Consider the following 25,193-nt stretch of genomic DNA (forward strand, 5'->3'; position numbering starts at 1 on the left):
CGCGGAGTGGTCGCTGTGCGCTCCGCACCCGTGTTCCGCGCCCCCTCGGCCCCGCGCCTCCCTCAGGCCGGGCGGACCACGCTGTGGATGATTGATTCGCCGCCGTAGTAGATCGACTCCTCGCGGACATAGGCGCCGGGCTTCGGGGCGTGGATCATCATGCCGTTGCCGATGTAGATGCCGACGTGGCTGACGTCGTCGTAGAAGAAGACGAGGTCGCCGGGCTGGGCGTCGGCGAGGGAGACGGTGGTGCCGGCGTCGACCTGGAGGTAGGTGGTGCGCGGGAGGGTGACGCCCGCGGCCTTCCAGGCGGCCTGGGTGAGGCCGGAGCAGTCGTAGGAGCCGGGACCGGTGGCGCCCCAGACGTACGGCTTGCCGATCTGCGCGCGGGCGAAGGCGATCGCCTTGGCGGCCTTCGTGGCGTAGGAGGAACTGCTCGACGTCGAGGTCGAGGACGACGAGGACGACGAGGACGCCGTGTCCTTCTCGGCCGCAGCCTGCTCCTTGGCGAGCTCCGCCGCCTTGCGCGCCGCCTCCTCCTGCTGCTTCTTCTCGATCTCCGCGAGCCGCGCCTTCTCCTCGGCGTTCAGCTGCGACAGCAGCTTCCGCGCGGCGGCCAGCTTCGTCTGGACGGTGGTCTTGGCGGTCTTGAGGTCGTCCTGCGTCTCGGTGAGCGACTGGAGGCTCTCGGTGGCCTCCTGGCGCTTCTTCATGGTCGCGGTCTGCTGGGTGACGTAGTCGTCGACCGCGTCCTTCTGGCGCGAGGTCAGCCGGCTCATCAGCTGGGTCTGGTCGAAGTAGTCCTGCGGACTGTCCGCGAGCAGGAAGGTCGCGGTGTCGGGGGCGCTGGCCCCGGTGCGGTACTGGGCCGCGGCGAACGACCCCAGCTGCTCACGCGCCTTGTTCAGCCGGTCCGTGCGCTTGGCGACGTCGTCGAGGAGCCGGTCGACCTGCTTGCGCTGCTTGCCGGTCTTCTCCTTGGCGGCGTTGTAGTCCTCGGTTGCCGACTCGGCCTGCCGGTAGAGGGCGTTGACCTTCTTCTCCACCTCCTCCAGGCTCGGCTTGCCGTCCTCCGAGGGCGCGGCGTTGGCCGTCTGGGAGAGCAGGGCGACGGAGGTGAGGGCGGCGGTGGCCAGGGCGGGCGTGCGTATGCCTGCTACGCGCGTTCCCGAGGGGCGTGACTTGCGGTGCGACGCCAACGGAGGCGACTCCTTCCATGATCCGCCTACCGAGTTAGCTGTCGGGTTCGGGCGGGTGGTTCGGAAGGGTTGCCCTACGGTCTTCTCCCGGCCGGGAGTTGGGACCGATTCACCCCAAGGTCGGTGTGGGTCCCCGGCTCCGGATGCGCGGCGGCGCGCCGGACTCGGCGGAGGCCGTGCGGCCCGGCGACGTTCGCCGGTGGGTGTCGTACGGCCTGCCCGGCACGCTAGCCAACTCGCGTGGTCCGTGTGAAGGTTGATGTGCGATATGCCCGATACATTTTCGTGACCTTGGTGTTGCGGTTCCCGGTGATGGGTTGATCGGGGATGGTTTGGGGTCGATTGTCCGGAGGGGGTCGGTGGTCCGGGCGTCGAGGCGGGCGGCCCGCGGATGTGAAGGATGCCTGGTCGCCGACCGTGACGGGGTGATTCTGGCGGGTGACGGGGTGGAGTTTCCGGGGTGGGAGCCGGTTGTCAGTGGGGCGCCCTAGACTCGGAGAGCGATGAGCAGCCTCTTTGACGACAGCTTCCTGGCGAGCCTCCAGCCCCCGCGCGGCCACGAGGAGGAACCCCCGCCGCCGCCCGAGGACGAGCACGTACCGGAGCCGATTCCGGACGATCTGTTCGACGGGCAGTTCGACGCGCCCCCGGACCGGGACGCGTACTACCGCGACGGCGCCGCCCGCCCGGCGCTGGACCCGGCCGCGCTCCTGGAGGGGCTGAACGACAACCAGCGGGCGGCCGTCGTGCACGCCGGTTCCCCGCTGCTCATCGTGGCCGGCGCGGGCTCCGGCAAGACGCGCGTGCTCACCCACCGCATCGCCCACCTGCTCGGCGAGCGCCATGTGCACCCCGGCCAGATCCTCGCGATCACCTTCACCAACAAGGCCGCCGGTGAGATGAAGGAGCGCGTCGAGCACCTCGTCGGCCCGCGCGCCAACGCGATGTGGGTGATGACGTTCCACAGCGCGTGCGTGCGGATCCTGCGCAGGGAGAGCAAGAAGCTCGGCTTCACCTCCTCCTTCTCGATCTACGACGCGGCCGACTCCAAGCGGCTCATGGCCCTGGTCTGCCGCGACCTGGACCTCGACCCCAAGCGCTATCCGCCGAAGTCGTTCAGCGCCAAGATCAGCAACCTGAAGAACGAGCTGGTCGACGAGGAGGACTTCGCCGCCCAGGCGAGCGACGGCTTCGAGAAGACCCTCGCCCAGGCCTACGCCCTCTACCAGTCGCGGCTGCGCGAGGCGAACGCCCTCGACTTCGACGACCTGATCATGACGACGGTCAACCTGCTGCGCGCCTTCCCGGACGTCGCGGAGCACTACCGCCGCCGCTTCCGGCACGTCCTGGTCGACGAGTACCAGGACACCAACCACGCCCAGTACGCGCTCGTGCGCGAACTCGTCGGCACCTGCGGGCATCCCGCCGACGTACCGCCGGGCGAGGGCGACCTGCCCCCCGCCGAACTGTGTGTGGTGGGTGACGCCGACCAGTCGATCTACGCCTTCCGGGGCGCGACGATCCGCAACATCCTCCAGTTCGAGGAGGACTACCCGAACGCGACGACGATCCTGCTGGAGCAGAACTACCGCTCCACGCAGACGATCCTGTCCGCCGCCAACGCGGTCATCGAGCGCAACGAGTCCCGCCGCCCCAAGAACCTGTGGACCAACGCGGGCGCGGGCGCGCAGATCACCGGCTACGTCGCCGACACCGAGCACGACGAGGCGCAGTTCGTCGCCGACGAGATAGACCGTCTGACGGACGCGGGCGAGGCCAAGGCGGGCGATGTCGCCGTCTTCTACCGGACCAACGCGCAGTCCCGTGTCTTCGAGGAGATCTTCATCCGCGTCGGCCTGCCCTACAAGGTCGTCGGCGGCGTCCGCTTCTACGAGCGCAAGGAGGTCCGGGACGTCCTCGCCTACCTGAGGGTGCTGGCCAACCCGGAGGACTCGGTCCCGCTGCGCCGCATCCTCAACGTGCCCAAGCGCGGTATCGGCGACCGCGCGGAGGCGATGATCGACGCGCTCTCGCAGCGCGAGAAGATCAGCTTCCCGCAGGCGCTCAAGCGCGTGGACGAGGCCTACGGCATGGCCGCGCGGTCGACGAACGCGGTCAAGCGGTTCAACACGCTGATGGACGACCTGCGCACCATCGTCGAGTCCGGCGCGGGACCCGCGACCGTCCTCGAAGCCGTCCTCGAACGCACCGGCTACCTCGCCGAGCTCCAGGCCTCCACCGACCCGCAGGACGAGACCCGGATCGAGAACCTCCAGGAACTCGCCGCCGTCGCGCTGGAGTTCGAGCAGGAGACGGGTGAGGGCGAGCAGCCCGCCGGGCTCGCCGCCTTCCTGGAGCGGGTGGCCCTGGTCGCCGACTCCGACCAGATCCCCGACGACGACGAGAACGGCGACGGCGTCATCACCCTGATGACCCTGCACACCGCCAAGGGCCTCGAGTTCCCGGTGGTCTTCCTGACCGGCATGGAGGACGGCGTCTTCCCGCACATGCGCGCCCTCGGCCAGACCAAGGAGCTGGAGGAGGAGCGGCGTCTCGCGTACGTCGGCATCACGCGCGCGCGGGAGCGGCTGTACCTCACGCGCTCGACGATGCGCAGCGCCTGGGGCCAGCCGTCGTACAACCCGCCCTCGCGCTTCCTGGAGGAGATCCCGGGCACGTATCTGGAGTGGAAGCGGACCGGGGCGATGGCGCCGGTGTCCTCCGGGCCCGCGTCGGGCGTGGCGGCCTCGCTCTCCTCGGCCCGCTCGCGCTCCTCGGCGTCGGGCGCGTCCGGCTTCGCCACCCGGCGGACCGCGGAGAAGCCGGTGGTCTCGCTGGCCGTCGGCGACCGCGTCACCCACGACCAGTTCGGCCTGGGCACGGTCGTCGGGGTGAAGGGCACGGGCGCGAACGCGGAGGCGACGGTCGACTTCGGCGACACCAAGCCGAAGCGGCTGCTGCTGCGGTACGCGCCGGTCGAGAAGCTGTAGGGAGAGAGCCGAGGCACCGGGCCCCGCCGCGGCGGGGCCGCCGGTCACGGCCGGCCGGGTCGCGTCAGGTCGGGTCGAGTCCGTGGCTGCGCAGCCACGGCAGCGGGTCTATGGCGGAGCCGCCGGCCGGCCGTACCTCGAAGTGCAGGTGCGGTCCGGTGGAGTTGCCGGAGTTGCCCGAGTAGGCGATCGCGTCGCCGGCCTTCACGGTCGTACCGGCGGCGACGCGGTACGACGAGAGGTGGCAGTACCACGTCTCCGTGCCGTCCTTCGCCGTCACGATCATCATGTTGCCGTAGGCGCTGTTCCACTTGGTGGAGACGACGCCGTCGGTCGCGGCCATCACCGTCGTGCCGTACGAGACCGGGAAGTCGATGCCCGTGTGGACGGACATCCAGTTGACGCCGGCCTGGCCGAAGTAGGCGCTCAGCCCCTTCTGCGCGACCGGCAGGGCGTACTTGGGGCGCAGCCGCTCCTTGCGGGCCGCCTCCGCCGCCGCCTTCTTCTTCTCGGTCTCCTGCTGCGTCTTGAGGTCGATGCGTTCCTGGGTGCGGCTGGCCCGGTCGGCGAAGTCGTCGGCGCCCGCCGAGAGCGTCTTCAGCTGCGCGTCCAGCTTGCTGTTGGCGACGGACGGCTTCACCGACTGCGCGTCGGAGGCGGTGGCGGTGGTCTCCTTGCCGTCGTCGCCGAAGGTGCCGACGGAGGCGACCGCGATCCCGGCCACGCCCATCACGCACGCGGACGGCACGGCGATGGTCAGCAGCGCGGAGCGCTTGGGAGGCGTACGGCGCCGGGAACGAGCCGCCGCGCGGGAGCCGGAGCGGGTCGCCGGGGCCGGACCGGCCGGGGCTACCTCCTCCTGGTCGTCCAGCAGTGGCGTTACTGCGGGTAGCTCACCGGTGGCCGTCAACTCGCCGTCACCCGCGGAAGCCTCGTCGTACGGCGTCCCGTCGTAGGCCGCCTCGCCGTAGGTCCCGTCGTCGTAGGCCGCCTCGCCGTACGCCGTGTCCTCGTACGAGGCGCTCTCGTGCGTCGCGTCCCCGTACGACGTGTCCCCGTACGGCGTCTCCTCGTACGGCGTCTCCTCGTAGGCGGCCTGTTCGGGCTGCTCGGCCGGGGGCGTCGCCGGGGTGCCGTCGGAGTTCCACTGCGTGGCGTCGTACGCGCCGGTGTCGAAGGCCTGGGTGCCCCACTCCCACTGCTGGGTCGCGCCTGCCATGGCGGACTGGTCGGGCTGGAGCCAGGCGTTGGCGTCCCAGTGGCCGCTGGTGTCCGTGGTCGTCGCCTGCGGCGGGACCGTCCAGGAGGTGCTGTCGTAGGCACCGGAGTCGTAGGCGGCCTGAGCGGCGTGGGCGGCGTGCTGCTGGGCCGCGTACGGGTCGTAGTCCGGCGTCTGGCCGCCGGCGGTCTGCCACTGCGTGGTGTCGTACGCGCCGGTGGGCTGGGCCTCGCCCGGGAGGTTGCCGAAGAGCGGATCGCTGTGGAAGGCGGCGGCGGTGTGGTCGCCGTATGCGGTGAAGTCGCCGTACTGGGCTTCCTGTGTGCCGTACGGCGCGTAGTGCGCCTGGCCGGCGTCGGAAGCCGGAGCCGGGGTGGTCATGGTCCCCGACGGGTGACGGTCGTTCACCAACTTCTCTTTCGCCTCGACAACAGGGGCTGCCAGAGCAGTGCGGCGACTGTACCCGGCGGTATGAGGGCGCGACAATCTTCGGCAGGTTTCGCGGTTTCGGGAAACGGGCATTCGGCCGTGTTTCGGGGGACGACGGGCGCGGGTTTGGCCTTGTGTTCGATGAGTGTTCGAGATTGGACCGGGGCGGGCGCCCTCGATTCGGTTGCGCCGGACGGCCGTTGCCCGCCCGATCCGGCCCGAATGCCCCGGTCATCCGGTTCGTTCCCGCGCCCGGCCCGGGCCCGCCCGCGAGTCCGCCCTCGCGCCCGCCGTCGTGTACCCGGAGCGCCCTCGGCGTGCGCCGGGCGCTCCGGTCACGCCACCGTCAGTCCGCCGGCCGTCCGTTCCTCGGGGACGGTCTCGTCCAGCGCCTGCCGTATGCCGGTCGCGATCGCCGGGTGCACGGGCAGGGCGAGGTGCCCGATGCCCGTCACGCGCACGTTCGTGGCCATCAGGTCCGGGTGGTCGATACGGGCCGTCTCGACCGGCTCCATCACCGAGTCGAGGTCGCTCCAGAAGCTGACGAACCGGGTGCCGCAGCCGGGCGCGGGCCGGGTCAGCTCCTCGATCACCTCCGAACCGGGGCGCATCTGGCGCACGATCGGATGCGCGTCGGCGAGCGGCACGACCCGGGTCCCGGAGTGCGGGGTGCCGAGCGTCACCAGGGTGCGGACCCGCAGGTCGCCGCCGAGGCGCTGGACGTAGTAGCGGGCGATCAGGCCGCCGAGGCTGTGCCCCACGATGTCGACCCGGTGGCTGCCGGTGCGCTCGCAGATCTCCTCTATGTGGCGGCCGAGCAGCTCGGCCGCGGTACGGATGTCGCAGGTCAGCGGCGAGTAGTTGAGCGACTCGACGCGCTGGCCGCCATGCTGGGCGAGGGCGCGGCGCAGCAGGACGAAGACCGAGCGGTTGTCGATGAAGCCGTGCAGCAGGACGACCGGCGGAGCCGCGCGGACCGGCAGCCGGGCCGTGCCGTCACCCGGGACGGGCGGGGAGGGCGGGGCGGGGGAGCGGCGCTCCGGGGTGAGGCCGGTCGGGTAGAGCAGCAGATGTCCGGCCAGGACGGCCGCTTCCAGGGCGGTCGACTTCAGCAGGGCCAGCGACAGGTCGGTGAGTCTGCCCGGCAGGAGGCGGCGGCAGAGCGGGAGAAGGGGCTCCAGTATCCCGGTGACCTTCATCGGCCGACCTCCTGTCGGCACGCGCAGGACGCCTCTGTCCCCCGTGTGCGCTCATGGGCGGCCGAGCGGAGGCGGCGCGGGCAGCGCGACGGGCCGCGTCGCGTGCCCCTGGTGCCCCCGCGGAGCACGCTGCGGCTCCCCGACGTGTCCCACTGTGTGTGATTTCCCCCTCGGTAACCTCCGCGAAACTGCCGGTTGAGCGATGCTGGAGATAACGTTCGTTCACTTGGGACGGGTAGCGGAACGCGCCGAATGTGCGGTACTTCTCGGTACGGACTGATATGTGAGCGTTCGCTTCGTGGTCATGGAGGCAGTGATGGGTGTGACAGCCGGTCCGATCCGCGTGGTGGTGGCCAAGCCGGGGCTCGACGGCCACGACCGCGGGGCCAAGGTCATCGCGCGGGCGCTGCGCGACGCCGGCATGGAGGTGATCTACACCGGGCTCCACCAGACGCCGGAGCAGATCGTCGACACGGCCATCCAGGAGGACGCCGACGCGATCGGCCTCTCCATCCTGTCCGGCGCCCACAACACCCTCTTCGCCGCGGTCATCGACCTGCTCAGGCAGCGCGAGGCCGAGGACATCCTCGTCTTCGGCGGCGGCATCATCCCCGAGGACGACATCGCCCCCCTCAAGGAGAAGGGCGTCGCCGCGATCTTCACCCCGGGCGCGACCACGACGTCGATCGTGGAGTGGGTACGGGAGAACGTCCGGCAGCCGACGCAGGCCTAGGCGGCGGGGGGCGCCGCCGAGCGGTCGTCCGCCAGCTCCGAGAGCATCGCCGCTCTCAGTCCCAGTGTCGTCACCAGGCGCTGGAACGCCTCCGCCCAGTAGCCTCCGGCGCCGGGCGACGCGTCCTCGCGTTCGTCGGGGGTCGCCAGCAGGCCGTCCAGCCGGGATGCCTCCGCCGGGTCCAGGCAGCGCTCGGCCAGACCCATCACGCCGCTGAAGCTCCAGGGGTAACTGCCCGCGTCCCGGGCGATGTCGAGGGCGTCCACCACCGCGCGGCCGAGCGGCGCGGACCACGGCACGGCGCAGACGCCGAGCAGCTGGAACGCCTCGGACAGGCCGTGCGCCGCGATGAAGCCGGCCACCCAGCCGGCCCGCTCGGCCCCCGCCAGCGTGCCCAGCAGCTTGGCCCGCTCGGCCAGGGACACCGCCCCCGGACCGGCCGCCTCCGGTGCCGCCGGCACCCCGAGCAGCGCTCTCGCCCACTCGGCGTCCCGCTGCCGTACCGCCGCCCGGCACCAGGCCGCGTGCAGTTCGCCCTGCCAGCCGTCCGCCACCGGCATCGCCACGATCTCCCCGGCGCTCCGGCCGCCGAGCCGCGCCGGCCAGGTGTCCAGCGGCGTGGCCTCCACCAACTGCCCGAGCCACCAGGACCGTTCGCCACGGCCCGTGGGCGGCTTGGCCACCACCCCGTCGCGCTCCATCCCCGCGTCGCACTCCGGCGGCGCCTCCACCGCGATCGCCGGTCGGTCCCCGGTGCGGTCGAGGGCCACGCACGCCCCGGCACGCACCGCCATCCGCCCGGCCAGCGCCGAACCCGGCAGCGCGGACAGCAACTCCGCCGCCGTCGTCCGCACGTTGCGGCTCCGGTCCGACAGCGCCTGCTCCAGGAACGGCTCGTCCCCGGCGGCCAGTCCCGTGCGCAGCGAGTCGAGGAACATCAGCCGGTCCTCGGCGCGCTCCGTCGCCCAGGTCCCGGCCAGCAACTCGCGTGCCTCCTCCGGAGCCCGGGCCCGCACCGCCGCCAGCAGGGCGACCCGCTCCGCGAACAGTCCCTCCTGCCACAACCGCCCCGTCCCGTCGGTGTCCTGCGGGCCGGGCAGCACGGTGCCGCCGCCCGGGGCCGCGCGCAGGGCGAACCGCCAGTCCTGGTTGAGCCGGGCCAGCCACAGCGCGCGCGGTCCGGCGAAGGCCAGCGCGGCCGGCCGCAGGTCGGTGCGGCCCCGGGCCGCGTCGAGCAGCGCGGGCAGCGTCTGCGGGGGAGCGGCGAAACCGCGCGCGTTGGCCGCCGCGAGCCACTGCGGCAGCAGCTCCACCAGGTCGGGCGAGCTGCCCCGGCGGCCGCCGCCGGTGCCCGGACGGTCGGACAGCAGCATCGCCAGCCTGCGAGCCGCCGCGGCCGGCAGCGCGGGGCGCGGGTCCTCGGGGGCCGGTTCGGGGCGCTGTGCGGCCCGCGCGGCCCGCAGTCCGGCCCGTCGTCGCACGGTCGCCACGGCCGCCTCGTCCAGCAGGGCCACCGGAGCCTCACGGCCGGTCCCGGCGGCCGCGGGCGGCCGCCGGTCCGTGCCCAGCAGGGCCGTGGTGACGAGATCCTCCCAAGCGGTGGTCACGGGGTTCCCTCTCTCTGAAGTGGTCCGGGTCGGGTCAGCACAGCGGCACCGCCTCGCCCGCCCCCTCCGGCCAGGCGGTCAGCGGGGTGAAGCCCTGGTGGCCGCATTCGCCGAAGACGGTGACCGGGGCGCCGCCGGAGAGCGCCACCAGCCGCCACAGACCCGGCCGGGAGCGGGCGACGGGGGACAGCGGCAGCGCCGACTCGCCCTCGGCGTCGGCCAGTTGCCACGAGCCGCCGTCCGGGACGGGCACGACCCGGTCCAGGGTCACCGGCACGGAGTCCAGCCACGGGTCCTCGCGCAGCGCCTCCCCGTAGCGGGCGGCCGCCCGTGCCGCGGTCGCACCGGGCGGGCGCGTCCCGAGCGGCGCGGGCGCGGCGAACCGCTCGCCCAGCGCCGCTCGGTGCCGGCCCGCCCCGGCGTAGGCGGACAGCTCGGCCTCCAGGGCGAGGCCGACCGGCAGCGCCAGCTCGGGGGCGCGGCCGGCCGCCCCGTAGGAGAGGAGCAGCGCCGTACGGCCCGAGTCGGTGCCGTGCAGCCAGATCCGGCGGGTCGTCAGCTTCACGTCCACCGTGTCGTACTGGGCGAGGACCAGCCAGCGGTCCCGCACCGGCGGACCGTCCGCGGCGGCGGGCAGGCCGATGCGGGAGCGGACCGTGGCCGCGAGGTCCTCCGGGAGCCGGTCGCGGCGCAGCCAGCCCTGGACGAGCAGGTGCAGCAGCGCGCACTCCTCCAGCAGCCGCACCGGCCAGCCGGGCCCGGAGGCGGGTACGGCGCCCAGCTCCCGGACCCGGGCCGCCAGGCCGGGGGCCTGGGCGTCGACCATGCGGGCCGCCGTCTCCTCCCACAGCCCGTACCCCGCCTGCTCGGCCGCGGCCAGGCCGCCGCGCAGCAGGTCGGACAGGCGCTGCTCCAGCTCCGTGGCGCCCGCCGTGACCCGCTCGGCCCGCTTCTCCGCCCGGCGCCGGGCCGCCTCGGGATCAGCGGCGGCCGCGGCACCCCCGCCGCCCGCCGGACGCCTGTCCTCGGCCCGCTTGCGCCGCCCGCCGATCCACTGCTCCGCCCAGTCCGGCGGCTGCTCCACCGTCGGCACCGCGTCGTCCCCGCCCGCCCAGAGCAGGAGCAGTCCGAGGGCGTGCTTGCACGGGAACTTCCGGCTCGGACAACTGCACTTGTACGCGGGCCCGGCCGGGTCCGCGACGTCCACGATCGTCTGGTACGGCTTGCTGCCGCTGCCCTTGCACAGGCCCCATACCGTCCCCTCCTCGCAACTCCCCGCCCCGGACCACGGCCCGGCCGCCCCGAGTCTGCTTCCCGCCTTGCGTGACGCGACGTCAGGAGCCAGTGCCAGCACCTGGTCCGCACTCCAGCGCACCCCCTGCTGAGTCATGTCATCGAAGGTAGATCCCGCCACTGACAATCGCCCCGGCGAGCACGTATGCGCAGGTCACAGCGATTGTCAGTGGCGTGGTGCACGGTGGACACCAGATCCGAACCGGCCGAGCTGGAGGGGGCCTCAGCCATGACTGTGTCCGCGGAAGCGACCGATCCGACGACCGATCCGACGAGCACCGAGAGCGTGCTGCGACCGCACGCCGAGCACGCCTTCGCCGCCGAACTCACGGCGCTGGCCGCCCAGGACGACCGGCCCCGCCCGGCCCGCTGGAAGATGTCGCCGTGGGCGGTGGCCACCTACCTCCTCGGCGGCACCCTGCCGGACGGCACGGTGATCACGCCGAAGTACGTCGGCCCGCGCCGCATCGTCGAGGTCGCCGTCACCACCCTCGCGACCGACCGCGCCCTGCTCCTGCTCGGCGTGCCCGGCACCGCCAAGACCTGGGTCTCCGAGCACCTGGCCGCCGCCGTCAGCGGCGACTCCACCCTGCTCGTGCAGGGCACCGCCGGCACCCCGGAGGAGGCGATCCGCTACGGCTGGAACTACGCGCAGCTGCTGGCCAACGGCCCGAGCCGGGACGCCCTCGTGCCCAGCCCGGTCATGCGGGCCATGGCCGAGGGCATGACGGCCAGGGTCGAGGAGCTGACCCGGATCCCCGCCGACGTCCAGGACACGCTGATCACGATCCTGTCCGAGAAGACCCTGCCGATCCCGGAACTCGGCCAGGAGGTGCAGGCGGTCCGCGGCTTCAACCTGATCGCCACCGCCAACGACCGCGACCGGGGCGTCAACGACCTCTCCAGCGCCCTGCGCCGCCGCTTCAACACCGTCGTGCTGCCGCTGCCGGAGAGCCCCGACGCCGAGGTCGACATCGTCGCCCGCCGCGTCGACCAGCTCGGCCGCTCCCTCCAACTGCCCGCCGCGCCCGACGGCATCGACGAGATCCGCCGTGTCGTGACCGTCTTCCGCGAACTGCGCGACGGCATCACCGCCGACGGCCGCACCAAGCTGAAGTCGCCCAGCGGCACGCTCTCCACGGCCGAGGCCATCTCCGTCGTCACCAACGGCCTCGCGCTGGCCGCCCACTTCGGGGACGGTGTGCTGCGCGCCGGTGACGTCGCGGCCGGCATCCTCGGCGCGGTCGTCCGCGACCCGGCCGCCGACCGGGTCATCTGGCAGGAGTACCTGGAGACGGTCGTCCGCGAGCGGGACGGCTGGAAGGACTTCTACCGCGCCTGCCGCGAGGTGAGCGCATGACCGACTCCGGCCGGCCGTGGTCCGGGCCGCTGCTCCTGGGCGTGCGGCACCACGGGCCGGGTTCCGCGCGGGCGGTGCGCGCCGCCCTGGAGACCGCCCGGCCGAAGGCCGTGCTCATCGAGGGGCCGCCCGAGGCCGACGCGCTGATCCCGCTGGCCGCGGACCCGGAGATGCGTCCGCCGGTCGCGCTCCTCGCCCACGCCGTCGACGAGCCCGGCCGCTCGGCGTTCTGGCCGCTGGCCGATTTCAGCCCCGAGTGGGTGGCCGTCCGCTGGGCCCTGGAGCACGAGGTCCCGGCCCGCTTCATCGACCTGCCCGCCACCCACACGCTGGCGTGGCGGACGGAAGAGGAAGCAGAAGGGGAAGGGGAAGGGGGAGAAGGGGCGGAAGGAGAAATAGGGGGGGAAGGGGGAGAAGGGGAAGCGGCCGGGCTGCGGGTGCGGGTGGATCCGCTGGCCGACCTCGCCGAGGCCGCCGGTTACGACGACCCCGAGCGCTGGTGGGAGGACGTGGTCGAGCACCGGGGCGGGGCCTCGGAGCGGGACGTGTTCGCGCCGTTCGCCGCGGTGGAGGAGGCGATGGGTGCGCTCCGGGAGACGTACGGACCCGGCGGGCGCGACCGGGACCTCGTGCGGGAGGCGTACATGCGGCTCCGGCTGCGGGCGGCCCAGCGGGAGTTCGGGACGGAGGTCGCGGTGGTCTGCGGGGCCTGGCACGTGCCGGCGCTGCGCGCGAGGAGCACCGTCGGGGCCGACAAGGAGCTGCTGAAGGGGCTGCCCAAGGTCAGGACCGACATGACCTGGGTGCCGTGGACCAACCGGCGGCTGGCCCGCGCGAGCGGATACGGCGCCGGGATCGACTCGCCGGGCTGGTACGGGCATCTGTTCCGGGCCCCGGACCGGCCGGTCGAGCGGTGGCTCACCAAGGTGGCCGGCCTGCTGCGCGAGGAGGACCGGATCGTCTCCTCGGCCCATGTCATCGAGGCGGTGCGGCTGGCCGAGACCCTCGCGGTGATGCGCGGCCGTCCGCTGCCCGGCCTCGGCGAGACGACCGACGCGGTACGGGCGGTGCTGTGCGAGGGCTCGGACGTCCCGCTGGCGCTGGTGCGGGACCGGCTCGTCGTCGGGGACGTGCTCGGGGAGGTGCCGGAGGCGGCGCCCGCCGTGCCGTTGCAGAGGGACCTGGCCCGGGAGCAGCGTCGGCTCCGGCTCAAGCCGGAGGCGCTGGAGCGAACGCTGGAGCTCGACCTGCGCAAGGACACCGACGCCGGGCGTAGCAGGCTGCTGCACCGGCTGCGGCTGCTCGGCATCGGCTGGGGCGAGGCCACCGAGTCGCGGGGGAGCACGGGCACCTTCCGGGAGACCTGGCGGCTGCGTTGGGAGCCGGAGCTGTCGGTGCGGGTGGCGGAGGCGGGGGTGTGGGGGACCACCGTGGAGGGCGCGGCGACCGCCAGGGCCGAGAGCGACGCGGTGGGTGCGACCGCCCTCGCCGAGGTCACCGCGCTGGCCGAGCACTGCCTGCTCGCCGGGCTGCCGGACGCGCTGGGCGTGGTGATGCGGGCGCTCGCCGACCGGGCCGCGCTGGACACGGACGTCGGCCATCTGGCCCAGGCGCTCCCGGCCCTGGTCCGCTCTCTGCGCTACGGCGATGTCCGGGGCACCGACACGGCGGCGCTCGCGGAGGTGGCCGCGGGTCTCGCCGAGCGGGTCTTCGTCGGCCTCCCGCCGGCCTGCGCCGCCCTCGACGCGGACGCGGCCGAGGAGATGCGGGGCCACGTGGACGCGGTGCACACGGCGGTGGGCCTGCTCGGCGAGACGGGGAACGGGACGGTGGGTGGGACGACCCGCGGGCCGGAGGGTGGGACGACAGGCGGGACGGAGGGCGGGACGGCGGCCGACACCGCGACGGGAGCCGCCAAGGAGGCCACGGAGGGAGGCGCGAACGGGGGCGCGGGCGGAAGCACGAGCGGAGGCGCGAAGGGGGGTGCGGACGGAGGCGCGGGCAGAGACGCGAACGGGGACGCGGAGGAAGGCGCGGGCGGTGGCGCGAAGGGAAGTGTGGAGGGGGCCGGTTTCGGCCAGGGTGCCCTGCGTCGCCGGTGGCGGGCCGTGCTGCGCACCCTTTCCGGGCGCGACACCGTGCCCGGTGTGCTGCGCGGCCGGGCCGTGCGGATCCTGCTGGACGAGGGGGAGCTGGGCCCGGAGGAGGCGGCACGGCTGATGGGGCTGGTGCTCTCACCGGGGACCCCGCCCGCGGACGCGGCCGCCTGGATCGAGGGGTTCGTCGGGGGGAGCGGCGGGGGCGGGATGCTGCTCGTGCACGACGAGCGGCTGCTCGGCCTGGTCGACACCTGGCTCACGGGGGTGCCGGCGGACGCGTTCACGGACGTACTGCCGCTGCTGCGGCGGACGTTCTCGGCGTACGAGCCGGGGGTGCGCCGGACACTCGGCGAGCTGGTGCGCCGGGGGCCGGGGGAGCTGCCCCGGGGGCAGGGGCGGACGGCCACCGCGATACCGGGGTTCGGCACCGCACCGGACACCGGGCGCGCCGACGCCGTACTGCCCCTGCTGCGGCTGCTGTTGGGCCTCGACGAGGCGACGGCCGCGCCGCAGGACGGGACGGCGGGCGGGGCGTTACCGGACAACGGCCTTGTGGGAGCGGGGAGATGACCATGGACGACGTGACGGAAACCGTCGGCTGCGCGGGCGGCGCGGGCGGCGCGGGCGGTGACGCCGCGCGGGAGCGGCTGCGGCGGTGGCGGCTGGTGCTCGGGGGCGAGGCCGCCGACGGCACCGGATGCCGGCTCGTGGGCCGGGACGCGGAGATGGACGGCACCCTGGCCGCGCTGTACGGGAAGGGGGACAGGCCGCAGTCGGGGCGGGAGCGTTCGGCGGGGCTCGGCGCGTCCGCGCCGTCCGTGGCGCGCTGGCTCGGGGACATCCGGACCTACTTCCCGTCCTCCGTCGTCCAGGTCATGCAGCGCGACGCCATCGACCGGCTCGGGCTCGCCGCGCTGCTCCTCGAACCGGAGATGCTGGAGGCGGTGGAGGCCGACGTGCACCTGGTCGGCACGCTGCTCTCGCTGAACAAGGCGATGCCGGAGACCACGAAGGAGACGGCACGGGCGGTCGTGCGCAAGGTCGTCGAGGACCTGGAGAAGCGGCTGGCCACGCGCACCCGGGCCACCCTCACCGGCGCCCTGGACCGCAGCGCGCGCGTCAGCCGGCCGCGCCACCACGACATCGACTGGAACCGCACCGTCGCGGCCAACCTCAAGCACTATCTGCCCGAGTACCGGACGATCGTGCCGGAGCGGCTCATCGGGTACGGGCGGGCCTCGCGGTCGGTGAAGAAGGAAGTGGTGCTCTGCATCGACCAGTCCGGGTCGATGGCGGCCTCGGTCGTCTACGCCTCGGTGTTCGGGGCGGTGCTGGCGTCCATGCGGTCGATCGACACCCGGCTCGTCGCCTTCGACACGGCGGTCGTCGACCTCACCGACCAGCTCGACGACCCGGTGGACGTGCTGTTCGGCACCCAGCTCGGCGGCGGCACGGACATCAACCGGGCGCTGGCGTACTGCCAGTCGCAGATCACCCGGCCCACCGAGACCGTCGTCGTCCTCATCAGCGACCTCTACGAGGGCGGGATACGCAACGAGATGCTGAAGCGGGTGGCGGCGATGAAGGCGTCGGGGGTGCAGTTCGTGGCGCTGCTCGCGCTGTCCGACGAGGGGGCGCCGGCGTACGACAGGGAGCACGCGGCCGCGCTCGCGGCGCTGGGCGCACCGGCGTTCGCGTGCACGCCCGACCTCTTCCCCGAGGTGATGGCGGCGGCGATCGAGAAACGGCCGATTCCGGTGCCCGAGAGCGTGTGAACCGGCCGGATCCGGCGGGCGACTTGTCGACTCGGTGAGGTGGGGTCCGGGCGTCAAAAAGGACATGGATACCCATCGGTAACGGAGGGCTTGCGCTACCTCCGCGGTCCCGTGCAAGGATCGGCGTCTCCGCGGCCTCCGCGCCGCCGGTTTCCCTCTGCTCTGTTCCGCCGCACGGGAGGACCCTCCCCGCCTTGACCTCGCCAGCAGTTCTGCCCGGTGCCGCCGTGCGCGTGATGCGTACGGCGGCGGGCCGGCGTGCGCTGCAACTGGCGCTGCTGGTCGGCGGACTGCTCGCGCTCGGTCTCCTGTGCGGGGAGCGGGCGCAGGCGGCCGACGCGGTGACCTCGACGCCGTCCCCGACGGTCGTGGCGCGGTCGGTCGTGGCACGGGGGACGACCCCGCTGCGGGACGTCCTGACGCCGCGCCCGGCGAAGCGGAAGCCCGCCGCCGAGGCCGCGCCGGCTCCGGCCGGGGCCGCGCCCGTGACGGCCGCGCCGGTGGTCGACGAGGTGCTCGACGCCGGCAAGGTCCGCGAGGTCCGTGAGGTGCACGACGTCGTCCGGTCCGTCACGGAGACGGTGACCTCGACCGTGACCCGGTCGCTCGGGGACACCGTGCGCGAGGTGTCGGAGCTGCCGGCGACGCTGCCCGCCCTGCCCACCACGCCGGTGGTGCAGGTGCCCGAGCTGCCCGTCGTCGCCCCGCTGCCGGGCGAGCTGTTCCCGGCGCCGGTCACCTCTGCGCCGAGCCCCGCCCGGCCGCGGACACCGGGCACGGTCACGCACGACACCGGGCAGCAGCGGAAGTCCGGTACCCGCACGCAGGCGTCGGCCGTCGGCGCCGGGGCGTACGGACCGACGGTCACCGTGGTGGCCCTCGCCCCGGACCGGACGGCGCGGGACGGCGGCCACCGTGCCGCGCGTGCCGTGGACGCCCCGGCCCACCCCGCGCCCACCGGTGACCCGGACGGCGCGCTGGGCAAGTCGGCGATGGACGGCACCGCCTCCCGGCACGGCGACGCGTACGCCGTGACCCTCGACGACCGGGCGCCGCTGCGGCTCGCGCCCGCGGCCGGCGCGCGCGGCGACGCGGCCGGGACCCGGGACCGGTACCGGGACATCCCGGTCTTCCCCGGCTAGGACCGGCGGCCCCCTTCCCCGCCCCAGACCTGTCGCGCGGGGGCGGAACAGGTCTGCCCGTCCGTCCGGACCCCCTGCGGATCCCCTTCCCCCGGATCCCCTCCGAACCTTCCGGACGGCTCCTCCCCAGCCGCGCTTCCGGCACCACCGGAAGCCCTCCCGGCTCCGCGTCCGCGTCCCGGACCCGCCGGAGCCCCGAAGGATCTGACGCACGCATGAACAAGAACATCCGCCGCTCCATCGTCATAGCCGCCGGAGTGACCGGCGCGTGGGCGCTCGGCTCGGCCGCGGCCAGCGCCGATGAACTGCCCGCCGCGTCCGTCGCCGCGCCGGAGGCCACCACCGGCGGTCTCACCGACACGGTCGACGGGCTGGTGTCCGCGACCGTCGAGGCCACCGGCACCGTGACCTCGGCGGTCACGGACACGACGGCGAAGGCGACGAGCACCGTGCAGGACACCCAACAGGCCGCCGCGGACCCGACCGCCGCCACCAAGGTCCGCACCAAGGTCCGCGGTGCCGAGGCCATCAACGGCGCCCGTGCGGCCCGCGCGGCGAAGGCGGCTGCGGCTGCGACGGCGGCGAAGGACGGGGGCCGGATCCCCGCCCAGGCCGACACCCGGACCGACGCCCAGGTCGGGGCCGCGCACCGCACCGCCGCCGAGACAGCCCGTACCGCCGCCGACACCGCCGCGACCGTCAGGGACACCACCTCCCCGGCCGGCCCCCAGGACGACATCGACTACCTCTTCGGCCCGCTCGCCTCCTTCGCCCCGGAGGTCGAGCAGGCGCTGGCCGCCGTCCGGACGAAGCTCCTGGCGGCCCAGGCCGCCGCCCGTGTCCGGGCGCGGGGCGTCGAGGGGGCCGTGCGCACCCAGGTGCGGCGCACGGCGGCCGGCGCGGGCCGTACCGCAGGTGCCGTGTCCACTCCCGTGTCCACCACGGCGAGCCGGACGACGACCGCCGCCGACGCCACCGTGGCCGCCGTTCCCGCGCACGTCACCGGCGCTGCCGACGGGGTCGGCGCGGTGCGGTCCCTGCCCGGGACGGTCACGCCGGTCGTCACCGGCACGAGTGCCGCCGCGGTCCCACCGGTCGCCGCCGAAGCCGTGCACGGGGTGCTGCCGGTGGCCGGATCGACGGTCGGTGACGTTCACGGCGCCGTCACCGCAGTGGTCGCCGGTGCGGTGCCGATCGCCGAGGGCGCGGTCGACGGGGTAGGGAGCACGGCCGACGGTGCCGTCGCCGCGGTCCCGCCGGTCGCCGCCCACGCGGCCACCGACGTCCAGGACACCGCCACGACAGCGGTGACCGGCGTCCACGGCAGCGCCACGACAGCGGTGACCGGCGTCCACGGCACCGCCACCGAAGCCGTGGCCCATGTCCACGGCACCGCTACGACAGCCGTGGCCGGCGTTCACGGTGGTGTCGGTGGTGTCGGTGGGGTCGTGGGGCCGGCTGTCGGGGCGGTGTCGGCGTATGGCACCGGGCTGGTCGGGGAGGTCACCCGGGACGCGGCCGGTGCCGTGCTGCCGCCCGTGGCGGCGACCGCCGTGCACGGGGTCGTGCCGGTCGGCGGACAGGCTGTCGTGGACGTCGAGGCGCTGGTGTCCGGCGCCGTGGGTGACGCCCGGCCGGTCGTCGGCGTCGTGCCGCCGCTCGCCCACGGGGTGACCGGACACGCGGCCACCTACGCGGAGGACCTGGCCGGACCGGTCCTCGACGGCACCGAGGCGCTGGCGTACGGCGTGGCGGGCGACGTACGGCCGGTCACGGCGGCCGCCGTGCCGCTCGTGCGGGACGCGACCGGCACCCCGCTGGCCGCGCACGCCGTCGCCGGGGCCCGGCAGGTCGCCGGCTCCGTGACCCCGGAGTACGTCCACGGCCCGCGGGCCGCCCGGACCCGCTCCGTCTGACTCCGCCGGGCGGCCGCGCCCGGACGTCCGAACGCCGTCGGACCGTCCGGGCCGGAGCCCCGCGGATCCGGCCGGTGATCCCCATGGGACGGTGATCGCCGGCCGAGCCTCCAGGGCCGTTCCTTAAGGCCGGCCCAGGGGCCCTGAGGTCTCACCGGGCCAACCCCAGCCCGGTGAGACCTCGCACTTCGTTCCGAAGACACTTCAAGGCGCTCCAAGGCGCTCCAAGGCGCTTCAAGCCACGTCAACGCACTCCAAGGCAGGCGAAGGCGGCACGGCGTGCCAGGAAACTGCTGGATACCCGGCATCATGTGACAGGTATCACCGCTCAGGTGTGACCCTCGATTTAGGGACCCCCAGCAAGCGGCGATAACCTGCGAGACGGACATGCCGCGCGCTCGGACACCGTGTGCGCTTCCCCTGTGACCCATGCGGACGTCACGTTGCCCTTCGCGGCACGCCCACGCATCCAACGAACCGCGAGATCACTGATAGGGACGGAAGCGCGTGGACCTGTTCGAGTACCAGGCGAGGGACCTCTTCGCCAAGCACGATGTACCGGTGCTGGCCGGTGAAGTCATCGACACGCCTGAGGCGGCGCGCGAGATCACCGAGCGGCTCGGCGGCAAGTCCGTCGTCAAGGCGCAGGTGAAGGTCGGTGGTCGTGGCAAGGCCGGTGGCGTCAAGCTGGCCGCCTCCGCGGACGAGGCCGTCGCCCGTGCGACGGACATCCTCGGCATGGACATCAAGGGCCACACGGTCCACAAGGTGATGATCGCCGAGACCGCCCCGGAGATCCTCGAGGAGTACTACGTCTCCTTCCTCCTCGACCGTGCGAACCGCACCTTCCTCTCCATCGCCTCCGTCGAGGGCGGCATGGAGATCGAGGAGGTCGCGGCCACCCGCCCCGAGGCCGTCGCCAAGACCCCGATCGACGCGATCGACGGTGTGGACCTGGCCAAGGCCAAGGAGATCGTCGCCGCCGCGAAGTTCCCGGCCGAGGTCGCCGACAAGGTCGCCGACGTCCTGGTCACGCTGTGGGACACCTTCATCAAGGAGGACGCCCTCCTCGTCGAGGTCAACCCGCTCGCGAAGGTCGCCTCCGGTGACGTCATCGCCCTCGACGGCAAGGTGTCGCTGGACGACAACGCCGAGTTCCGCCACGCGGACTGGGAGGAGCTCCACGACAAGGCCGCGGCCAACCCGCTGGAGGCCGCCGCCAAGGAGAAGAACCTCAACTACGTCAAGCTCGACGGCGAGGTCGGCATCATCGGCAACGGCGCGGGTCTCGTCATGAGCACCCTCGACGTCGTCGCGTACGCCGGTGAGAACCACGGTGGCGTCAAGCCCGCCAACTTCCTGGACATCGGCGGTGGCGCCTCCGCCCAGGTCATGGCGAACGGCCTGGAGATCATCCTGGGCGACCCCGACGTCAAGTCGGTCTTCGTGAACGTCTTCGGCGGCATCACCGCCTGCGACGAGGTCGCCAATGGCATCGTGCAGGCGCTGAAGCTGCTGGAGGACCGCGGCGAGAACGTCTCGAAGCCGCTCGTCGTCCGCCTCGACGGCAACAACGCCGAGCTCGGCCGACAGATCCTCACGGACGCCAACCACCCGCTGGTGCAGCGCGTCGACACCATGGACGGCGCGGCCGACAAGGCCGCCGAGCTGGCCCACGCCGCCAAGTAAGCACTCAGGACGAGGACACAACACACCATGGCTATCTGGCTCAACAAGGACAGCAAGGTCATCGTCCAGGGCATGACCGGCGCCACGGGCATGAAGCACACCAAGCTCATGCTGGGCGACGGCACCAACGTCGTGGGCGGCGTCAACCCGCGCAAGGCGGGGCAGACCGTGGACTTCGACGGCACCGAGGTACCGGTATTCGGTACGGTCGCCGAGGCCATCGAGAAGACCGGCGCCAACGTCTCCGTCATCTTCGTGCCGGAGAAGTTCACCAAGGACGCGGTCGTCGAGGCCATCGACGCCGAGATCCCGGTCGCCGTCGTGATCACCGAGGGCATCGCCGTGCACGACTCGGCGGCGTTCTGGGCGTACGCGGGCAAGAAGGGCAACAAGACCCGCATCATCGGCCCGAACTGTCCCGGCATCATCACCCCGGGCCAGTCGAACGTCGGCATCATCCCGGGCGACATCACCAAGCCGGGCCGCATCGGCCTGGTCTCGAAGTCCGGCACGCTGACGTACCAGATGATGTACGAGCTGCGTGACATCGGCTTCTCGACCGCCGTCGGCATCGGTGGCGACCCGATCATCGGCACCACGCACATCGACGCGCTCGCCGCGTTCGAGGCCGACCCCGACACCGACCTGATCGTCATGATCGGTGAGATCGGCGGCGACGCCGAGGAGCGTGCCGCGGACTTCATCGCGAAGAACGTGACCAAGCCGGTCGTCGGCTATGTCGCGGGCTTCACCGCGCCCGAGGGCAAGACCATGGGCCACGCCGGCGCCATCGTCTCCGGTTCGTCCGGCACCGCCCAGGCGAAGAAGGAGGCCCTGGAGGCCGCGGGCGTCAAGGTCGGCAAGACCCCGACCGAGACGGCGAAGCTGGCCCGCGAGATCCTCGCCGGCTGAGTCGACAGAGCCGGCTGGGTCTAAGGAGCCAGCTGAGTCGACAGAGCCGGCTGAGTCGACAGAGCCGGCTGAGCGACCGCTCGACCTGACGCCGGTAGGCCCGCCCCCCGAGGGGGACGGGCCTACCGGCGTCTCGCTCGCCCGCGCTCGCGGGGTGCCGCCGCGCCCACCCGTGCCGCCCCGGCGGCACGACCGCCCGTGGCCACGTGCGCTATCGCGCCACCGGTACCAGTCTCTCCGGTCCGTTCTCGGCCTCCCTGCGCAGCTTCAGCCGAAGCGCCCGCTCCCCGGCGGACAGCGGACCCAGCCCCACCTCCGCGGGCACCCCGCTGATCGCCTGCGCGGGCCTGATCGGGGCCTCGTAGTGGGTCGGCGCCGTCCGCAGCGTGAGGGTCGTCGCCGCGACGATCGCCGCCGTGAAGGCGAGCGCGGACCGGGTCCAGAACCGCGTCCGGCGTTCGGCGAACGTCCGTACGGACGGCGGCTGGGCCGCCCGCAGCCGCTCCGCCGAGGCCAGTTCGGCCAGTCGGCGGTTGAGCGCGGCGGGGTCGGCCAGTTCCGGCACCCGCTCCGCGACCAGCCACCGCGCACGGGTCAGCCGGTTGGCCGCCGCCGGTGTGCTCGCCTCCGTCTCCGCCGCCGTCTCCGGCAGGTCGAGGCCGATGCCGTCGTACAGCAGGAGCGTGCGGCGGTACGACGGCGGCAGCTTGAGCAGGGCGTCCAGCAGGGCGCGGCCGGCCGCGTCGGCCGGCGGGGGCTCGGGGTGGCGGTAGCGCGGGCGGAACCGGTGCCAGGGGGAGAGCGCGCACTCGTGCGCCACCGCCCTCACCCAGCCGGCCGGGTCCCGGTCGCGGGCCACCTGCGGCCAGCTCTGCCAGGCGAGTTGGAAGGCCCGCTCGACCGCCTCCCGCGCCAGCTCCCGGCGCCCGGTGAGCAGGTAGGTCTGCCGTACCAGGGCCGGGGCGCAGAACGCGTAGAGCGCGTCGAAGGCCTGAGTGGGAGTCAGGGCCGGGGACGGTACGGCCTCGTCGGTCTGGGCAGGGCTCCCCGTCATCGGGCGCACCTCCCTACGAAAAAGCACATAAACGTATATTGAGCGACACTTCGGTGGTTCGCCTGTTACGACGGAATGGCGCGTGTCGTTGGGAGCATGGCGGGCGTGATTCGGATGACCGCCCGTCGACTGCTGCCGCCGTCCCGCCGACCGTCGCTCTCGCCCCTGCTCGGCCGGGTGCGGGACCGCTCCCCGGGGCTCGCCGCGAGCCTGGTGGCCGGCGCGCTCGCGGCCGGGCTCGGACTGGGCGCGTTCGCCGTGGTGGCGATCGTGCTGTGGGTCAGCTCGCCCTACCCCGACAGCGGACCGGGCGGCGCGCTGCACGTCGCGGCGGCGCTGTGGCTGCTCGCGCACGGTGTCGAACTGGTCCGCCACCAGACGCTGTCCGGGACGCCGGCGCCGGTCGGGGTCACCCCGCTGCTGCTGCTCGGGCCGCCGGTGCTGCTGCTCTACCGGGGCGCGCGCGACGCGGTGGACGCGCCCGACGGCGACGACGCCGACGCGCCGCCGCCGGTCCGGGCCCGTACGGCGTGGGCCGGGGTCGTCGTCGGCTACCTCGCGGTCGGCGGCTGCGCCGCGCTGTACGCCTCCGGCGGTGAGCTGCGGCCCGGATGGGGCTGGGTGGCGGTGTGCCTGCCGCTGCTCGCGACGGGCGCGGCGGGCGCGGGGGTGTGGACGGCGTACGGCCGTCCGCGCGAGCCGGTGCTGAACCTGGCGGCGAGGGCGCCGAGGACGCTGCGGCGGCTGCTGCTCGGGCGGGACACCCGGGTGCGGTGGGGTACGGCCCTGCGCGCCTGTCTGGCCGCGACGGCCGTGCTCATCGGCGGCGGCACCCTGCTGCTGGCGGTGTCGCTGGTGGGGCACGGCGACCGGGCGAGGGCGTCGTTCCTGCTGCTGACGGAGGGGTGGACGGGGCGGTTCGCGGTGCTGCTGCTGTGCGTCTGCCTGATCCCGAACGCGGCGGTGTGGGCGGCGTCCTACGCCGTCGGGCCGGGCTTCGCGCTCGGCGCGGGGCACACCGTGAACCCCCTGGCCGCGAACCCGGCGCCGCTGCTGCCGCCGTTCCCGCTGCTGGCGGCGGTGCCGGACGACGGGCCCGGTACGCCGGTGGACTGGCTGGCCGGGGCGGTGCCGGTGGCGGCCGGGGTGACGGTGGCCTGGTTCGTGGTGGGACGGGCGGCGAAACGGCGGTGGACGGCCGGCCGGACGGCCGGGGTGGTGGCGCTGGCGGCGCTGCTGTGCGGACTGCTGCTCGCGGTGCTGGCCGAACTGGCCGGCGGCCCGCTGGGCGTCGGCGCGCTCACCCGGTTCGGCCCGGTCTGGTGGCAGACGGGGGCCGCCGCCACGGCATGGCTCCTGGTGACGGCCACGCCGGTGTCCCTCGCCCTGTGGGCCTGGCGCGCCCGCCCTCACCGCACCCCGGCGCCCGCGCCCGCTCAGCCGGAGCCGGTCCCGGTCCCGGCGCCCGTGCCGGCCCCGGCTCCGATGTCCGCACCCGCGCCGGAGGCCGACGACCGCTACGAGGCGCTCCCCACCGAGAACTGGCCGTGACGCAACCGGGTACGTTCCCGGCGGACCCGGGGACGGAGCCGCCCCGTCAGCTGTCGGTGGAGCTCAGCAGGGGGCGCAGTTCCTTGGGGAGCAGGTGGTCGCAGGACTGCTTCGCCTCGTTGGTGAGGGCGTCCGTGACACAGGTGTAGTAGTCGCGGTAGACCATCTGGACCGTGAAGGACGCGGCGACCAGGGCCAGCGCGAGGGACGCCGTGACCAGGCCGCTGATGGCCGCCGTCGTCTGGGGCCGGCCGCCGGCGGCCGCCTCCTCAGGGTTGCGCGGCTTGGCGCGGAGCGCGCTGATGCCCCAGTGGAGGGCCAGCGCGCCCAGCAGCAGCGCCACGTACGGCCAGCCGAACAGCGCGAAGAGGAAGGCCCACATACCGCACAGCAGCGCGTACCGCGCCCGGCGCTGCGCCGGGTCGGTCGGGTCCCAGCGCATCCCCGGGTCACCGGGACCGCCCGGGCCGCCCTGGCCGCCGCCCGGTCCGCCCTCGGGACGCCGGCCGAAGCCGCCGGACTCCCGGCCGGGCTGCCGGTCGCTCCACTGGTTGCCCCACGGCGAGGGCCGCTCGTCGTCACCGGCGGGCCGGCGCGGCCGCCACGGACTGTCCGGTGTGCCCTCCGGCGGCGGCGCGAACGGGTTGTCGTCCTGCTGGTCGCCCTTCGGCCGGTCCGAGGGCGCGTCCGGCGCCGAGGCCGGCCGCTCCCGCAGCAGCACGGCGGAACGCGTCCCTCCCTGCACCGACTGCGGGGGGAGCATGCGAAGTCCCAGACTGCGGTCCGGCATCAAGTGAGCGTCTTCCCCTAGTTCGACTACGGCTGGTGGCCACGGCTGATGAAATCGGCCGATCGGCACGGCGGCCGAAACGGCTGGTTACCCCATGAACGCGTCGTATCCCCGACGCGTTCCCGCACCGGTCCCTCCCAGACGCTACCTTCCGGCCACGCCCCCGTCCCGTGGGGGCCGTCCGGTGTGCCGGTATCGTTGCTGACGGTCGGCCGCTTCGTAGACTTCCCCGTATC

General features: G+C 73.9%; 17 protein-coding genes and 1 riboswitch. Of the genes, 10 read left to right on the forward strand and 7 right to left on the reverse strand.

Annotated features, from left to right (window positions below; translation table 11 throughout):
• Nucleotides 1-62: 62 nt before the first annotated feature.
• The gene (locus ACZ619_RS33600; protein WP_469607076.1) at nt 63-1,199 is read right to left on the reverse strand and encodes a C40 family peptidase; all 1,137 of its coding nucleotides are present in this window, start codon (nt 1,197-1,199) and stop codon (nt 63-65) included.
• A gap of 8 nt (nt 1,200-1,207) precedes the next feature.
• A riboswitch (cyclic di-AMP (ydaO/yuaA leader) is annotated at nt 1,208-1,379 on the reverse strand.
• Nucleotides 1,380-1,702: 323 nt separating this feature from the next.
• Between ACZ619_RS33600 and pcrA the strand changes: the two genes are divergently transcribed.
• On the forward strand, nt 1,703-4,189 hold the full coding sequence (gene pcrA, locus ACZ619_RS33605; protein ID WP_469607079.1) for a DNA helicase PcrA: 2,487 nt from the start codon (nt 1,703-1,705) through the stop codon (nt 4,187-4,189).
• Nucleotides 4,190-4,253: 64 nt separating this feature from the next.
• On the opposite strand, the gene ACZ619_RS33610 is transcribed toward pcrA, so the two are convergent.
• Both ACZ619_RS33610 and ACZ619_RS33615 read right to left on the reverse strand, forming a co-directional pair.
• Entirely contained in the window at nt 4,254-5,816 is a 1,563-nt protein-coding gene (locus ACZ619_RS33610; RefSeq protein WP_469607084.1) for a M23 family metallopeptidase, read from the reverse strand.
• 356 nt (nt 5,817-6,172) lie between these two features.
• Nucleotides 6,173-7,036, reverse strand: coding sequence for an esterase/lipase family protein (locus ACZ619_RS33615; RefSeq protein WP_469607087.1), 864 nt, complete (start codon nt 7,034-7,036; stop codon nt 6,173-6,175).
• A gap of 316 nt (nt 7,037-7,352) precedes the next feature.
• Here ACZ619_RS33615 and ACZ619_RS33620 point away from each other — a divergent pair, with 316 nt between their 5' ends.
• Entirely contained in the window at nt 7,353-7,769 is a 417-nt protein-coding gene (locus tag ACZ619_RS33620) for a cobalamin B12-binding domain-containing protein (RefSeq protein WP_469607091.1), read from the forward strand.
• On the opposite strand, the gene ACZ619_RS33625 is transcribed toward ACZ619_RS33620, so the two are convergent.
• Both ACZ619_RS33625 and ACZ619_RS33630 read right to left on the reverse strand, forming a co-directional pair.
• Complete coding sequence (locus tag ACZ619_RS33625; protein WP_469607093.1) at nt 7,766-9,376, reverse strand: DUF5691 domain-containing protein; 1,611 nt, start codon at nt 9,374-9,376, stop codon at nt 7,766-7,768. The genes ACZ619_RS33620 and ACZ619_RS33625 overlap by 4 nt on opposite strands.
• A gap of 34 nt (nt 9,377-9,410) precedes the next feature.
• Entirely contained in the window at nt 9,411-10,766 is a 1,356-nt protein-coding gene (locus ACZ619_RS33630) for an SWIM zinc finger family protein (RefSeq protein WP_469607096.1), read from the reverse strand.
• Between the two features lie 132 nt (nt 10,767-10,898).
• On the opposite strand from ACZ619_RS33630, the gene ACZ619_RS33635 reads away from it, so the two are divergent.
• The 7 genes from ACZ619_RS33635 (at nt 10,899) to sucD (ending at nt 21,562) form a co-directional block, all read left to right on the forward strand.
• The gene (locus ACZ619_RS33635; RefSeq protein WP_469607099.1) at nt 10,899-12,029 is read left to right on the forward strand and encodes an ATP-binding protein; all 1,131 of its coding nucleotides are present in this window, start codon (nt 10,899-10,901) and stop codon (nt 12,027-12,029) included.
• Complete coding sequence (locus ACZ619_RS33640; protein WP_469607101.1) at nt 12,026-14,698, forward strand: DUF5682 family protein; 2,673 nt, start codon at nt 12,026-12,028, stop codon at nt 14,696-14,698. Before ACZ619_RS33635 ends, ACZ619_RS33640 begins: the two co-directional genes overlap by 4 nt.
• A 2-nt stretch (nt 14,699-14,700) precedes the next feature.
• Complete coding sequence (locus ACZ619_RS33645) at nt 14,701-15,903, forward strand: VWA domain-containing protein (RefSeq protein ID WP_469607104.1); 1,203 nt, start codon at nt 14,701-14,703, stop codon at nt 15,901-15,903.
• A gap of 194 nt (nt 15,904-16,097) precedes the next feature.
• On the forward strand, nt 16,098-17,045 hold the full coding sequence (locus ACZ619_RS33650) for a hypothetical protein (RefSeq protein WP_469607107.1): 948 nt from the start codon (nt 16,098-16,100) through the stop codon (nt 17,043-17,045).
• A 215-nt stretch (nt 17,046-17,260) separates the two neighbouring features.
• Complete coding sequence (locus tag ACZ619_RS33655) at nt 17,261-18,961, forward strand: hypothetical protein (protein WP_469607112.1); 1,701 nt, start codon at nt 17,261-17,263, stop codon at nt 18,959-18,961.
• A gap of 507 nt (nt 18,962-19,468) precedes the next feature.
• Nucleotides 19,469-20,650: an ADP-forming succinate--CoA ligase subunit beta gene (sucC, locus tag ACZ619_RS33660; protein ID WP_469607116.1), complete on the forward strand. Its 1,182-nt coding sequence runs from the start codon at nt 19,469-19,471 to the stop codon at nt 20,648-20,650.
• A gap of 27 nt (nt 20,651-20,677) precedes the next feature.
• Nucleotides 20,678-21,562 carry a succinate--CoA ligase subunit alpha gene (gene sucD / locus ACZ619_RS33665; RefSeq protein WP_469607121.1) on the forward strand — a complete coding sequence of 295 codons (885 nt, stop codon included), beginning with the start codon at nt 20,678-20,680 and terminating at the stop codon, nt 21,560-21,562.
• A gap of 211 nt (nt 21,563-21,773) precedes the next feature.
• Here sucD and ACZ619_RS33670 read toward each other — a convergent pair whose 3' ends face one another.
• Nucleotides 21,774-22,616, reverse strand: coding sequence for an RNA polymerase sigma factor (locus ACZ619_RS33670; RefSeq protein ID WP_469607125.1), 843 nt, complete (start codon nt 22,614-22,616; stop codon nt 21,774-21,776).
• Between the two features lie 96 nt (nt 22,617-22,712).
• Here ACZ619_RS33670 and ACZ619_RS33675 point away from each other — a divergent pair, with 96 nt between their 5' ends.
• On the forward strand, nt 22,713-24,167 hold the full coding sequence (locus tag ACZ619_RS33675) for a cell division protein PerM (protein WP_469607130.1): 1,455 nt from the start codon (nt 22,713-22,715) through the stop codon (nt 24,165-24,167).
• Between the two features lie 46 nt (nt 24,168-24,213).
• Here ACZ619_RS33675 and ACZ619_RS33680 read toward each other — a convergent pair whose 3' ends face one another.
• Nucleotides 24,214-24,957, reverse strand: coding sequence for a hypothetical protein (locus ACZ619_RS33680; RefSeq protein ID WP_469607132.1), 744 nt, complete (start codon nt 24,955-24,957; stop codon nt 24,214-24,216).
• Nucleotides 24,958-25,193: the final 236 nt, after the last annotated feature.

This window comes from Streptomyces sp. NPDC104367 (genome assembly GCF_055583825.1).